Annotated in this window: 12 protein-coding genes and 2 pseudogenes; 12 read left to right on the plus strand and 2 right to left on the minus strand. The window is 38.4% G+C overall.

Going from position 1 to position 12,779, the window contains the following annotated elements; genetic code table 11:
* The first annotated feature begins 930 nt into the window (after positions 1-930).
* The 3 genes from AU255_RS11640 to AU255_RS11650 all read left to right on the plus strand — a co-directional run bounded on the left by AU255_RS11640 (position 931) and on the right by AU255_RS11650 (position 4,378).
* Positions 931-1,614 (plus strand): DUF599 domain-containing protein, encoded by a 684-nt coding sequence (locus AU255_RS11640; RefSeq protein ID WP_080523014.1) that lies wholly within the window; start codon positions 931-933, stop codon positions 1,612-1,614.
* 413 nt (positions 1,615-2,027) lie between these two features.
* Positions 2,028-3,641, plus strand: coding sequence for an ExeA family protein (locus tag AU255_RS11645; RefSeq protein ID WP_233144624.1), 1,614 nt, complete (start codon positions 2,028-2,030; stop codon positions 3,639-3,641).
* The gene (locus AU255_RS11650) at positions 3,641-4,378 is read left to right on the plus strand and encodes a general secretion pathway protein GspB (RefSeq protein ID WP_080523016.1); all 738 of its coding nucleotides are present in this window, start codon (positions 3,641-3,643) and stop codon (positions 4,376-4,378) included. The genes AU255_RS11645 and AU255_RS11650 overlap by 1 nt, the downstream gene beginning before the upstream one ends.
* Positions 4,379-4,674: 296 nt before the next feature.
* On the opposite strand, the gene AU255_RS11655 is transcribed toward AU255_RS11650, so the two are convergent.
* Positions 4,675-6,255: an IS66 family transposase gene (locus AU255_RS11655; RefSeq protein ID WP_080520980.1), complete on the minus strand. Its 1,581-nt coding sequence runs from the start codon at positions 6,253-6,255 to the stop codon at positions 4,675-4,677.
* A gap of 305 nt (positions 6,256-6,560) precedes the next feature.
* Here AU255_RS11655 and AU255_RS11660 point away from each other — a divergent pair, with 305 nt between their 5' ends.
* The 9 genes and pseudogenes from AU255_RS11660 to AU255_RS11705 form a co-directional block, all read left to right on the plus strand.
* On the plus strand, positions 6,561-6,830 hold the full coding sequence (locus AU255_RS11660) for a hypothetical protein (RefSeq protein WP_080523017.1): 270 nt from the start codon (positions 6,561-6,563) through the stop codon (positions 6,828-6,830).
* A gap of 59 nt (positions 6,831-6,889) precedes the next feature.
* The gene (locus tag AU255_RS11665) at positions 6,890-7,234 is read left to right on the plus strand and encodes a hypothetical protein (protein ID WP_143735914.1); all 345 of its coding nucleotides are present in this window, start codon (positions 6,890-6,892) and stop codon (positions 7,232-7,234) included.
* A 594-nt stretch (positions 7,235-7,828) separates the two neighbouring features.
* Complete coding sequence (locus tag AU255_RS11670; protein WP_080523355.1) at positions 7,829-8,035, plus strand: DUF6494 family protein; 207 nt, start codon at positions 7,829-7,831, stop codon at positions 8,033-8,035.
* A 58-nt stretch (positions 8,036-8,093) separates the two neighbouring features.
* The gene (locus AU255_RS11675; protein WP_080523019.1) at positions 8,094-8,432 is read left to right on the plus strand and encodes a 4a-hydroxytetrahydrobiopterin dehydratase; all 339 of its coding nucleotides are present in this window, start codon (positions 8,094-8,096) and stop codon (positions 8,430-8,432) included.
* A gap of 42 nt (positions 8,433-8,474) precedes the next feature.
* Positions 8,475-8,852, plus strand: coding sequence for a VOC family protein (locus tag AU255_RS11680; RefSeq protein ID WP_080523020.1), 378 nt, complete (start codon positions 8,475-8,477; stop codon positions 8,850-8,852).
* A 100-nt stretch (positions 8,853-8,952) separates the two neighbouring features.
* A complete protein-coding gene (locus AU255_RS11685) occupies positions 8,953-9,771 on the plus strand; it encodes a RibD family protein (protein WP_080523021.1) in 819 nt (272 codons plus the stop codon).
* Between the two features lie 83 nt (positions 9,772-9,854).
* Positions 9,855-10,317: pseudogene (locus tag AU255_RS20820) on the plus strand (transposase); the annotation flags it as partial.
* Positions 10,318-10,408: 91 nt separating this feature from the next.
* Complete coding sequence (locus AU255_RS11700; RefSeq protein WP_080521034.1) at positions 10,409-11,287, plus strand: IS982 family transposase; 879 nt, start codon at positions 10,409-10,411, stop codon at positions 11,285-11,287.
* Positions 11,288-11,308: 21 nt separating this feature from the next.
* Positions 11,309-11,824 (plus strand): annotated as a pseudogene (locus AU255_RS11705) (IS1595 family transposase); the annotation flags it as partial.
* 194 nt (positions 11,825-12,018) lie between these two features.
* Here the strand turns inward: AU255_RS11705 and AU255_RS11710 are convergent.
* Complete coding sequence (locus AU255_RS11710) at positions 12,019-12,744, minus strand: glutathione S-transferase family protein (protein ID WP_080523024.1); 726 nt, start codon at positions 12,742-12,744, stop codon at positions 12,019-12,021.
* Positions 12,745-12,779: the final 35 nt, after the last annotated feature.

Here is a 12,779-nt window from a genome sequence, read left to right on the forward strand (position 1 = left end):
GAATTGCGATTTGTGATTCGGGACCTGGCACCTTGCGTGCCTTTATTCCGTGGGACAGTGACGGTAACCGAACTTACCGTGCTCAGTTCTTGTTGATCTGTAAATGTTACTTGCACAGTGTAAATTCTACCTGTGCTCTGTCCGCTCTGCTCCACGCGTAGGTTAACGTTGAGAGGACCAGTCAGTTCCCAATCCGGAGCCGATCTCCCTGTCCTTGCACAGGTTCGTTACTGCTGACCTCGGTGATTTGGCAGACCTGCGCGTTTACACTGCACGTATCGGTTGCGATTGCGATTATAATATTCAATTTCCTCTGTCAAAATTAGATTCTTTATTGCTGGCTGAGACGCATTAATAGCAACCGATTTGTCTATTATTAATCGGGTGTTTATAATCAGCAAAATTCGCCAATCCACAGAGCACTCAAGTTAGCACCATTTATAAGCTATGAAAAAATTTATAATAAATTGAAAAATAAAAATATATAGCAGGGATGTTTTTTCGTAGCCTCTCGCACGAACAGTAGCATAATTAAATTCATATGTCCGATTTCACTCTTCCAATATGAAGTAAGCCGAGACTCTGTTCATGATAGGAAGATGAAAACTCTCATGAACGACACACAACTTGAAACACTAGTCCAAGTTCGACAATTTATGGAAAGTACTGAAACGGTTAGTTTCCAAATTGAGAGAAAAAATTCGCGCTATCGCTGGCTACAGAAAACCTTGGTCAAATTTCGCTATCTGCAACTCTGCAAGATAAATAATCTCTTGGGAATGTTCTCGTATTGCAATGATACGTTAATACAAGATTTGAACCCCATTCATTGACTTCATGTTCTGCCCTTTTTGATTAGAAAACTGATAAAGTGGGTGTGAATGGTAGAATGATAGAATTCTAAGGTTTTCATATTTTTACATCAGACTTATGTTTTCTTTATATTCCAGCTTCGCTATCGATTTTTTCAGTTTCCTGATTTGCGTTGTATTGATTGTTAGCTATCATATGTTTCTGCGTTTTAAAATTAAAAAAAATCCGGCCTATACGGTCCAGGCGGTAAATGCTATGGCGCGCAAAATCTGGGTTGAACATGTTATGGCCAGTGATAAGGATATTCTGGCTATTCAAACGTTGCGCAATACAACAATGTCAGCCACTTTTCTGGCCTCTACGGCAGTTTTGTTAATTATGGGGGTATTAACATTAAGTAGCCAGGACGCCCATTTAAATGGTGTCTGGCATATACTGAATGTGATTGGTGATGTTCCAGTCAGTATCTGGCTAACCAAGCTGATATTGTTGCTACTTGATCTGATCGTGGCCTTTTTTAGTTTTGCCATGTCGATACGGATCTATAATCATGTGGGTTTTCTGATTAACGTGCCTTTGACACTCAAAAATCAAGTCATTACCCCAGCTTATGTGGCAACTCATCTGAATCGTGCAGGTCATTTTTACAGTACCGGCATGCGAGCTTACTATTTTCTTGTACCCTTAACGTTTTGGTTATTCGGACCTTATTTTATGTTGACGGCTACTGTGGCATTGCTGGTCGCACTATATTATCTAGATCGGGCGCCTCAAATTAAGATTGAGCGTGATATCGATTAGTATATTATTCAGGCTCCCACACGATAACGGACATTATGATTAACGGGCGCAAAGCCACGTTTATAAAAACCTATAGAACGATTCAGATGAATCGATGAAATATTTTTACAATAATTTGTTAAATAATTCTCATTTATGGCCGTTCGACTCTGTTCTGTGGCTTATATATAAAAGGCGGCATATCTCTAATAATGTTGCGCAAAGCGCATAAAAGTTAATAATTACTCTGCATGACTGAATAAGCTAAAGTTAACAAATAAATAATAGTGGTGATATATTTAGTTTTTTACAGCCATTTCTGCTTCTGGGTGCGATTCACCCCATATTGTTTAAGGACACTATTTTTGTACCAACAATATTTTAATTTTAACAGCCCGCCTTTTTCTATTGCCCCGGATCCTCACTTTATTTTCATGAGTGAGCATCATCAGGAAGGCCTGGCCCTTTTATTGTATGGGATTAAACAAGGTGGTGGATTCGTTGCTTTAACAGGTGAAGTGGGCACGGGCAAAACAACCTTATGTCATTGCTTGCTTGAGCAACTGCCGGAAAATGTGAATATAGCTCTGGTTTTAAACCCAAAGCTTAATACGCTGGAATTGCTGGCCACAATTTGTGATGAATTGCAGATTGAGTATGATGAAGAAAAACAGAGCCTTAAGCATTTAATTGACCGATTAAACAAGCACCTGCTCGCAGCCCATGCGAATAACAGAAAAACCATTCTGATGATTGATGAGGCTCAGAACCTGAGCCTGGATGTGCTGGAGCAGATTCGGCTACTCACTAACCTGGAGACCAGCAAATCAAAACTGTTACAAATCATTCTAGTGGGGCAGCCCGAGTTAAAGCATCTGCTAGAAAAGCCTGAATTACGCCAGCTTAATCAACGAATTACTGCACGCTATCATTTACCTCCCTTATCTTATGCTGAGACTCAAACGTATATTTCACATCGCCTGACGATCAGTGGAGGTCAGGCATCGCTTTTTAACCGGGCCGCCGTAAAAAAAGTTTATCAATTATCCAAAGGAATTCCTCGATTAATTAATGTAATTTGTGACCGAGCTTTATTAGGTGCTTATGCTGACGATCAAAAAACGGTCACAGCAAAAACTGTTGTTCAGGCAGCTCATGAGAACTTCTACCCCTCCTATTCACCCATTACTCCTTTTATAAAAAAAGTTTTAACCAGTGTATCGATATTGGCACTTTTACTGATAGCTGTCTTTTTTATATCAAAAGAAAATAATCTCAAAGACTCAGTTTATTTATTGCCATTCAATAACAAAATTGTTCAGGAACAAAAGCAACCACTCACCTCACAAGCACAAAATAAACACGTTAATTTGCCCGCTGGACCGATCAAAACAAATAAAATAATACCCTCGAATGAGGTTAAACAAACCAAACCTAAGGATTTCAAATCAGTCATTAACCAACACAATATTTCTTTTGATATTGCACGCCCCCAATTGATTCGCAATTTTGACAAACGATTACTGAATATTTCAAATTGTAATCAACTCAAAAAGCTGGGCATAGAGTGTTTATTTGAACAATCAAATTGGGAAAATATGATTGCTCTTGATAGACCTGTCATGATGGAATTTTCTCTATCAGCGACAAAACATGTTTATGCATTATTGGTGGGCTTGAAGGGTAATGATCCCGTCTTTCAATTTGATAATGAAGAATTGAGCTTTCCGCTTAAGCAGGTATTGGCAGCCTGGGATGGTTATTATTTATTGTTATGGCAACCGCCCAGTAAAAATATTAAACTTATTTATCCCCAACAGAGATCTACAGCCGTTTTATGGCTTAGAAAACAATTATCTGTCTATATGAAAACTTTGACCCGGTCAAAACAGGCTGATCATTTTGATGATGAATTAAAAATGGAAGTGATGAAATTTCAAAAACGACATAAATTATCTGTTGACGGAATTGTAGGCTTCAGAACGTTTATTCAACTACAAAATAAGGATTCACAAAATAATTACACGATGTTAAGGAAGAATTACTGATGTCTTTTATTTTAAATGCCCTAAGGAAATCTGAACAGGAAAGGCTATCAAACCATGCTGACACACTGGAAGATAAAATATTGCTTCAGCAAGTAGCAAACAGAAGAAAAAGACCTGATTTTTTAATGATTTTGATCATTATTAACTTTCTTTTGTTGGCCTTTTTTATTGGATATTTCATCCTGCAAGAACAGCGAAGTAATAATAAAAAACCAGTCAAGGCTTCAGCACAAGTTAATACGCCTGCGCAAATAAAAAAAGCACAACCCGTGCTAGTTCAAGCAGCCAAACTCAACACGACGCCTGAGTTCACTATTGCTCAACAAGTTAATAGCCATCAGGCAAAGAAACAAAAAAACAGCAAACCGCAAACCAGTTCAAAAATTAAGCAAATAATTAAACCAGCTGCTCTTGTTAAACAACCTCAACCCAAAAAGGTCATGAAAAACATAACTGAGCGCAAACCAGTCATCCAAAAACCTGATTTGATAGAGCGCAGCCGAGAAAATGATCCGCCGTATTTATCAGACATGCCTTATGATTTTCGCCTGTCAGTACCCAAACTCAATATAAATGCCTTTGTTTACACAGAACACCCAGAAAATCGCTTTATCATAGTGGGTATGCGCAAGTATCAGATAGGTCAGAAAATAAATGATGAGATGGAATTACAAGAAATTCGCCCTGATAGCATCGTCGTTGAATATCAAGATAAAGTCTTTCAAATTCATAGGTAATAATAACAATAAAGCAGGATATGAGCTTTGTGCTAGAAGCATATAACTTTCTAATTTCGTCACCTTATAAGGCGGAGAGTCCCTACTTTTGCGAAATCTCATTAAGAAAACAAAGAGGTCTGTGTGGTCATTCATGATGCCAAACTTCAAAGAAACACCCTATATATTCAAAAAATTTTCTTAACTTATTATAGTATTTATGTCAACAGGTAATTATTAGAATTAAAGTCAAAAACAGCAGCAATTCTCAATTTAAAGAAATTCAATAACTTATGCCTAGACATGGTAACTTCTCATTATCCACTGGCAGCGGCCGCACGAATGACTTCCGATAACGGAGGAATCCCTTCTAACTTCAGTAAGCGACTTTTTAAATAACCCCAAAATGACATGCCGTGCTTTCGGCAGGTCTTCTTGAGACTGGCAAAAGTATCACGGGCTTTCCGCCCTGCATCACTTCGTGTACTCCCGCTGATTTTTCGTTTCTTGACGTAATCCCTTATATCCCGTTCGCTTAAATTGTTATGAAGTGGGAGGTAGGGTTTGTCGAGTACACGGAGGAGTTCATGTTGATTTTTCCCCATTCGCCCGAGGGCCTGGTTAAGCGTTTCGTAACAGGTTTTGGTACTGCATAGGATTTGAAAGCGCTGCCTGATACTGCTCGCCTGTTCGGTAACAGGATTAAGTTTATAAGCTTTCAGGTCATGGTAAATCGACCAAAGCTGGTCGCGTGCGTCATCTACTGCCTTGGTATGGCTGTCATTTAAAGGAATCAGGCGATTAATCACTCGTTCGGCATGGATCCAGCACAAGGCATGATCAAAGACGTTAAACTGCCCTGCATCATCACTGATAATTGAAAAGTCAGAGGAAATGCCTTGGTCTAGCAGCCCTCCCATCAAAGCACCTTCCGTGACTATTTTTCTGTGCCGAGGTTTAACGATGCCTTGCTGATCCAGCCATTCGCACCAGTCAGGTGCCGTGTTAATGCAGACACTGATATTTTCCAGTGTCGCCAAGATTACAACAGACAGCTTATTTTGTGCCATGTATTCAATGGCACCTGTGTTCAATGTATAAAGCGTTGTTTTGCCTTGTGATAGACAGTTTAAAAAATTGATTCTGCTTTTACTTTCTGTACTACTGAACCAGGCAAAAAAATCATTGCCAATATGTGTGCAATAGCCATTTTGCCCTTTATGCCGTGCGCCAGTATCATCTGTATGAATATATTTAGAAACGGATAATCCCGTCTTCAGTAATTCATCTTTTTCGGCATGAAAATCGTCCAGATCTTCTGTTAGTATATAACTGAGCTTACCGCTCGAAATATCGACGCCTAAATCACGAATTTGTTCCAGTAGTAATGGCTGTGTGACATGTTGGTGATGGTATTGATAGAGAATAAAGGCAATAAGGCTTTTACCAAAACTACCTCCCTGAATGTCTTCAGGAAGCTGACCTAAAATCGTAAGACCCTCTGGCGTTATATATTCTGCTAAACGATAACGAATGTTATGAGTTTGAAAGGTAATATCCTGAATAACACGATCCTGATACCCTTTAAAGCGTGAACCCTCCGGGATTTCATCCGGCTGAATAATTTGGGTTTCATCTATTTTGAGGTTGCCTTTTTTACTGCGCCTTGGGCCTTTTTTCCTTTTTGATGAGGAGTCATCACTTCCTGGGGCACCCTCCTTATCCATTGTACTCGGTTTGATTTTAGGCTTTGTGGTTTCGCCTTTAAGCTTGAGTATCTCTTGTGCTAACTCATCAATCTGCTTTTGTTGCCAGGCAAGCATTTCCAATAACACATCGACTAGCGGTGTGCGATCTTCTTTGTTTATCTCTGGTAATTCAGGTTTAGGCGAGTTCATAGAATATATTGTAAAGCAACTTTTTAATATTTTCCCGTGGATAATGAGAAGTTTCTAGACATGGCTTAAATACTCATTTCTGAAATTTTAAATTTTCGATAAAAATTCCAAAAACTGGAATTAAAATTGAAAAAAGTGCCTTTTTTTCATAGAAAATGCACTGAGTGCTGAAAAAATGATTCAGGATCGAAACATAAAGTAACTGTAACTAGTTGATTTATATTACTGCTCCTAAATTGAGAATTGCTGCAAAAACAGCACGCTTTATCCTGATTCCCCTTCTTAAGCTATCCCTACAACTAATAATGAATACAAATAAGCTTGAAACATTACAATTCTCGGCACTGAATGATGATAAAAAACGTCAGACAGAAGCAACCTGGTTGATCCACGCCTGCGCACTGGCAAATGGAAGCGTTGCATTTGGGTTAGCGAATACCCTGGCTGGCGATACGGTCTTAATCACAGGGGTCTCTTTATATATGATCTACCGCCTTGGCCGTTTATATAAGGCCGAAGATGTAAATGGCAAACAAATATTACGCAAATTATCACTCATTATGCCGGACCGTTAATAGGCGCGAAATTATTATTTTGGTTACCGGTGATAGGTAACTGGGCCAATGCAGCAAGCATGAGTTTACTGACAGAAATGGTAGGCTGGAGTTGTATTATTTTATTTAGCCAGGGACGTTCTACTGATCAGCTAGAGAAAAGTGACTGGAAGCAATTATTAAGCGCAGCGAAACAACACGCAAGTGACCATCAAAAAGCGAATAAAGTTATGCTGGCCTCGATGACCAAACAAGAAAAATCACAGTTTGCAGCCTTAAATAAGCAATTAGCCAATACAAATCTAACCGCGTTTGAAAAAGACAGTGTATTTCAAAGCTTGCTTGATCTATATGCTACGGTCGCTCAACGTACTAAAATGGAACAGACTGAAACCATATTAAACCAGACTCATAATCGAAAATAATAAAACAAGGATAAAAAAGCTAATCAGCAATAATTAAACAAAAAAACATTAGTAACCAAAGGGAGCAGAATAAAAACACCCGAATTCATACAATAACGGTAACCACTAATAAGTTTGACGAATAGACTATAAAGAGATAACCTGAAATGACTAGTTGTAGCCCTTCAACACTAGTGCGTTGTCCAGGCTAATTAAGATAACAAATAACTGATTGAGAATCTAATTATGAATAAAGTTTCTTCTTTTCATACACTGCTCGCTTGTTTTATAGTTCTATTGGTACTGATAGTTTTGCACATAATACCTCTGCCAATATTAGAATTGCTGATTTTATACGTTATGATTTTTCGGCCATTGTGGTTTAAAAAACTGGTAGACCAAGTTTATGATCGATAGAGTTATAATCATACTTTCAATCAAAAGTACAAAAAGATGAGCGGATTCATTGGGTCGACCCGCTTATCATCCAGAAACCGTGTTGATAGACCAAGCATGAAAATTAAAATAATCAAACAATATTCAAGTAACTGATATTAAATGGCTTCGTCGCGACAATTTCAAATAAAAAGAGCCAAAGACCTTTTGGAGGTCAACATGAATGAAGATAAGTTTAATATGGAAATCAGAAAATTTCTGAAACACGTTGGAGTTACATCTCAACGTGAAATTGAACATGCTGTGATGAAAGCGGTCGAATCAGGAAAGTTTAAGGGTCCTGAAGCCTTCGATATAAAAATGACTTTGGAAGCTCCTTCTTTAGGCCTTAGTCATTGTGTTGAAGGAAAAATTACAATGGAATGATTTCTACTAACAAGTATAAAATGAATTTCTTTTTAAATAGATGGAAGGAGACCACAAGATGGATCAATTGACTAAACAAACTTGTGTTGCTTGCAGAATAGGTGCAGCACTTGCGACAGAGGAAGAAATTAATGAATTTAAGCGGCAACTACCGGATTGGAAAATTATTAAGGAAGATGAAATAAAACGCTTAAAACGAGTTTTTAACTTTAACAATTTTGTAGACGCAATGGCATTTACTCAAAAAGTTGCTAAGCTTGCCGAAAATGAAAATCATCATCCCTCCATATTGACAGAATGGGGAAAAGTCACCGTTTGTTGGTGGTCTCATAAAATAAAAGGCTTGCACGTTAATGACTTTATTATGGCTGCTAAAACTGACCAGTTATTAACATGAGAATGGGCGGGCTTGTGTAATAGCTTGTTAAAAGGAAATATGATGGAAATTACCTTAAACCATACAATTGTTGCTTCCAGAAACAATGTCGAATCAGCCAAATTCTATGAGAAAATATTTGGGTTTGAATTTATTAAAGAGTGGGGGCACTTCGCTGTGGTTAAAGTGAACTCAACCTTAACATTAGATTTCTACACGCAAGAAAACTTTTCTAACAATCATTATGCTTTCAAGGTTAATGATCAACAATTTGATGAAATACTGGATCGCGTAAAATCAGATAATATTAGTTTTGGCAGTGGTCCTCGTTCAAGCGATGACGGAAAAATAAATCATCTCTATGGTGGTCGTGGTGTTTATTTTAAAGATCCTAATGAACATCTACTAGAAATAATAACAACAGATTACCTGATTGAATAATTAGCTTTCTAACATAAACCTGATAGATCATCTTTTCTGTGAATGAGACGGGTACTGGAGGTAACAAACAAATGAGTGTTTATACATCAAGGTTAAAGTTATGTCGGAACAACTTTTAAATCTGTACCCTCTTTGTGGTCAGCAACAAAACCTGAAAGATTTATACCTGGCTCACCGGGTAGATAGATTAGGTAGTATGACCTCACCTTTTGTTTATGCAAATTTTCTGTCCAGTCTAGATGGCCGCATAGCACTTGAAGATAAGGAACAAAACCTTATCGCTTATATCCCTAAACATATAACAACAGTTTCAGACTTCAAACTGTTTATGGAATTACATGCACAGGCTGATTGCCTTATTACTCATGGCGGATATATGCGAGCTCTAAACGAAAACAGATTGGGTAATGTGCTGCAGGTTAAAAGTAAAGAGCTTATTGAGTGGCGATGCAATAATGGATTAAAACCACAGCCGACAGTCATTATTGCCAGTGCAAGCATGGAGTTTCCTATGCACCCCAGTCTGCACGAACATCAACAAGATTGTTTTATTGCGACAGGAAAAAATGCTGATGTTGAGAGAATACGCTATTGGCAGGATCACGGGTATAAAGTTCTGATTTCAGGTGAAGAGCAAATGGTTCAGGGAGCAGCATTAATTCAACAATTGAAAAAACTAGATTACAAAAGCATTTACCTTATCGCAGGTCCCAGAATGCTTGACACTATGATCAGAGAAAAACAGCTTTCCCGTTTGTATTTGACCATTACCCATCAATTAATAGGTGGACTGGATTTTCGTACTTTATTGACGGGTCCTCCGCTTGAAAATAAAGTTAATATGAAGCTTAAATCGCTTTATTATGAACCGGATTCACCCCCCGGTTCAGGTCAGTTTTTTATGCATCTCGATTTATAATGGCTATGTCACCGTAAAGTATGGAATTTCATATAACAAGAGCGTATAAGTAAATAAAGCCCATGTAAATTAAGGAGATAGTTATGAAAGCCCCAGAGTTTTTAGAGTTCATTTCCGAAATAAATCAACTTGACCACCATCAACGCACTGTTCTAACGAAAGCACTGGATCAACTAGAGGACGAACCTAAGGTTTTTGATTTAATTGAAACAATATTTGATAGCAAAGGTAAATGCCCTCATTGCTCCCATACCGAAAGCCACAGGCATGGAATAAAAGATGGCCTTCAGCGCTACCGCTGTAAAGCCTGCAAAAAGACATTTAATGCTTTGACAGGGAACGCCTCTTGCTCATCTACGCCTCAAGTCAAAGTGGCTTGATTACTTAGGAGCTATCGCAGAATCATTGACTGTCCGGCAGGCAGCTAAAGAAATTAATGTGCATCGAAATACAACCTTTCGATGGCGGCACCGTTTTTTAAGCTGGATTCAGCAGGATCGTCCCAGTGCTCTTCATGGCATTACAGAAGCTGATGAAACCTACTTAACCTGAGTTCGGGATAAGAAAAGGTGGGCAGTCTTTTGAAAATCTGAAAAAATAGAAACAACCAAGAATTTATTTTTTCTAAGACTGCCCAATGCTAAGTTTAACCCGATTATTTTGTGATGTAGATGATTTTTGTAAAACCTTTTTACCCCACTGGGAGAAAACCCAAATAGAAAACGGTGAAAAGAAAAGACGGAAAAAGCGTTGCATTAGCCCCAGTGAAATAATTACTTTGATTGTTTACTATCATCAGTCAGGGTATGACACATTTAAATGGTTTTATTTACGCTACTTGCCCAAAAACTTATCTAAAGCTTTCCCAAAGGTGCCGAGTTATAACCGTTTCATTGAATTATTGCCCGATATTATCGGTCCTTTAACGGCTTTTATGCAAACACGTTGTGGCCGAAGTGAAGGTATTGCATTTGTTGATTCAACACCCCTTTGCGTTTGTAAAAATATTCGTATTCCGCGCCATAAAACTTTCAAAGATGTGGCCCAACGAGGCAAGTCTTCTACGGGCTGGTTCTATGGGTTTAAATTACACATTATTGTGGATGATCGAGGGGAAATACTTTCTTTTTCAATCACGAAAGGGAATGTTGATGACCGTAAACCCGTACCAAAATTGGCTAAAAATCTGATTGGAAAGCTTTTTGGCGATAGAGGATATATTTCTAAAAAACTCACTGAACTTTTAGCAACCGATGATGTTGAGTTAATCACAACTCTCAAGAAAAATATGAAACCACGAGTCATAGCTGCTTTTGATGCACTTTTATTGAGAAAGCGTAGCATTATTGAAACTATCAATGATCAACTTAAAAATATTTTTCAGCTTGAGCACTCTAGACATCGTTCGCTTACGAATTATATGATCAATATTGTTGCTTGTTTAGTTGCTTATTCTTACCAGGAAAAAAAGCCTGCACTCAACTTACGTAGAGAAGATTTATTACCTTTGTTATGACGTCTTATCCCGAACTCAGGTTACTTACTTGAGTCACATAAAGGAGAACGCCATCTCAATCGTCAACCAAGGAAACGAGGGGGCTGTGCGACTAAGCGAGGGATTTCTGATGAGCAAATTTGCATTTTAATTGCTCGTGATCGCTCAAAACAAACCGTAGATTTTGTGACAGGTAATGGCCCAATAAGCAAAATTGTTCTTGATACGCATTTAAAGCCAATACTAGACCAGGATGCCCTCCTTGTGAGTGATGGCAATCCAACTTATGGTGCATTTTGTAAAGCTGAAAAAGTATCTCATGAAATCGTTAACATGAGTCAAGGGCAGCGGGTGACTAAAGGGGCCTATCATATACAAAATGTCAATGCATACCACCACCGTTTTAAATCATGGCTAGACCGCTTTCATGGTGTAGCCACCAAGTATTTACCTAATTATTTGGCTTGGTGCAGAATTATGGATCGGAACCACAATCTAACCCCTGAGCAATTGTTACATTCTGCTCTGGGTGATTTTCAATACTTAACGGTGACATAGCCTTTATAATTGACTCATCAGCTTATCAACCGGGAATTGGCTAACAAAACCTAAAAGGGCAGACTCGATTGATAGCGTTAAAACAATTACGCCCTGACTGCTCGCTTTTTACGACGTTACTCTCCTGTAGTGCAATACCGGCGAGCTAAGGCAGCGCCCTACTGCTTGGCAAGATTTTTATCGAACCATCCTTTTTACCTGAACTGGGCATACATGTCATTAACCCAGTCTGTTTTCTGTTGAAATTGCCTGATCAGATCCTCCAGTTCTAGCGGTAAACGCTCCGGCCAATCCAGGCCATATTTCTCTGGCATACAAAAAGGTGCTAATAAAGAGGCGGCAGCCAAATCAGCCCGTGTAAATTGATTACCGACAAGAAAATCATGTTGCAAATAATGTTGATGCAAACGCTCGATGGCAACAGCCATTTTTTGTTGCGATTCCCGGGCTGATAGTTCATTAATATTCATTAATGATTGCATCCTGTTTTTTAATTTCGGAAATATCCTGCGTAAAATCAACTTCCCATACCAGGGTCCATTATGGGTAAAAAAAGGAATCACAACATCTGGGTGTTGCAACAATATATGATAAAAACTGCGGCGGATATGCGGGCCTATTTCCTTGTCAACATATCTTTCCCATTTTAAGGCCTGTTCTTTAAACTGAAGATCATCTGGTGTAAGACCAGGTTGTGGAAAATTTTTATCCAGATAAGTGATGATATGCGCTGATCCTTGAATAACCTTATTTTTATCCACTAAAATTGGCACAGATGAATGCCCTGCCAGTTCTTTGGTTTTCATTACATGAAGTCCAGGAAGCAGGTTTTTTACCCGATAATCTAGTTGCTTGTAATCAAGTGACCAGCGAACTTTTTCGCAATAGTGAGAAATAGGAAATTGATATAAAGTTATCATACGCTGTACCTTTGAGTGTAGTGAATCCCTACGTT

Origin of the sequence: Methyloprofundus sedimenti, from assembly GCF_002072955.1 — a bacterium.
Classification (GTDB): Bacteria; Pseudomonadota; Gammaproteobacteria; order Methylococcales; family Methylomonadaceae; genus Methyloprofundus; species Methyloprofundus sedimenti.

What these genes read in the sequence shown, in the direction of transcription:
- AU255_RS11640 (WP_080523014.1), top strand. Translation starts at nt 931, where the DNA reads ATGTTTTCTTTATATTCCAGCTTCGCTATCGATTTTTTCAGTTTCCTG.
- AU255_RS11645 (WP_233144624.1), top strand. Translation starts at nt 2,028, where the DNA reads ATGAGTGAGCATCATCAGGAAGGCCTGGCCCTTTTATTGTATGGGATT.
- AU255_RS11650 (WP_080523016.1), top strand. Translation starts at nt 3,641, where the DNA reads ATGTCTTTTATTTTAAATGCCCTAAGGAAATCTGAACAGGAAAGGCTA.
- AU255_RS11655 (WP_080520980.1), bottom strand. Translation starts at nt 6,255, where the DNA reads ATGAACTCGCCTAAACCTGAATTACCAGAGATAAACAAAGAAGATCGC.
- AU255_RS11660 (WP_080523017.1), top strand. Translation starts at nt 6,561, where the DNA reads ATGAATACAAATAAGCTTGAAACATTACAATTCTCGGCACTGAATGAT.
- AU255_RS11665 (WP_143735914.1), top strand. Translation starts at nt 6,890, where the DNA reads ATGAGTTTACTGACAGAAATGGTAGGCTGGAGTTGTATTATTTTATTT.
- AU255_RS11670 (WP_080523355.1), top strand. Translation starts at nt 7,829, where the DNA reads ATGAATGAAGATAAGTTTAATATGGAAATCAGAAAATTTCTGAAACAC.
- AU255_RS11675 (WP_080523019.1), top strand. Translation starts at nt 8,094, where the DNA reads ATGGATCAATTGACTAAACAAACTTGTGTTGCTTGCAGAATAGGTGCA.
- AU255_RS11680 (WP_080523020.1), top strand. Translation starts at nt 8,475, where the DNA reads ATGGAAATTACCTTAAACCATACAATTGTTGCTTCCAGAAACAATGTC.
- AU255_RS11685 (WP_080523021.1), top strand. Translation starts at nt 8,953, where the DNA reads ATGTCGGAACAACTTTTAAATCTGTACCCTCTTTGTGGTCAGCAACAA.
- AU255_RS11700 (WP_080521034.1), top strand. Translation starts at nt 10,409, where the DNA reads ATGCTAAGTTTAACCCGATTATTTTGTGATGTAGATGATTTTTGTAAA.
- AU255_RS11710 (WP_080523024.1), bottom strand. Translation starts at nt 12,744, where the DNA reads ATGATAACTTTATATCAATTTCCTATTTCTCACTATTGCGAAAAAGTT.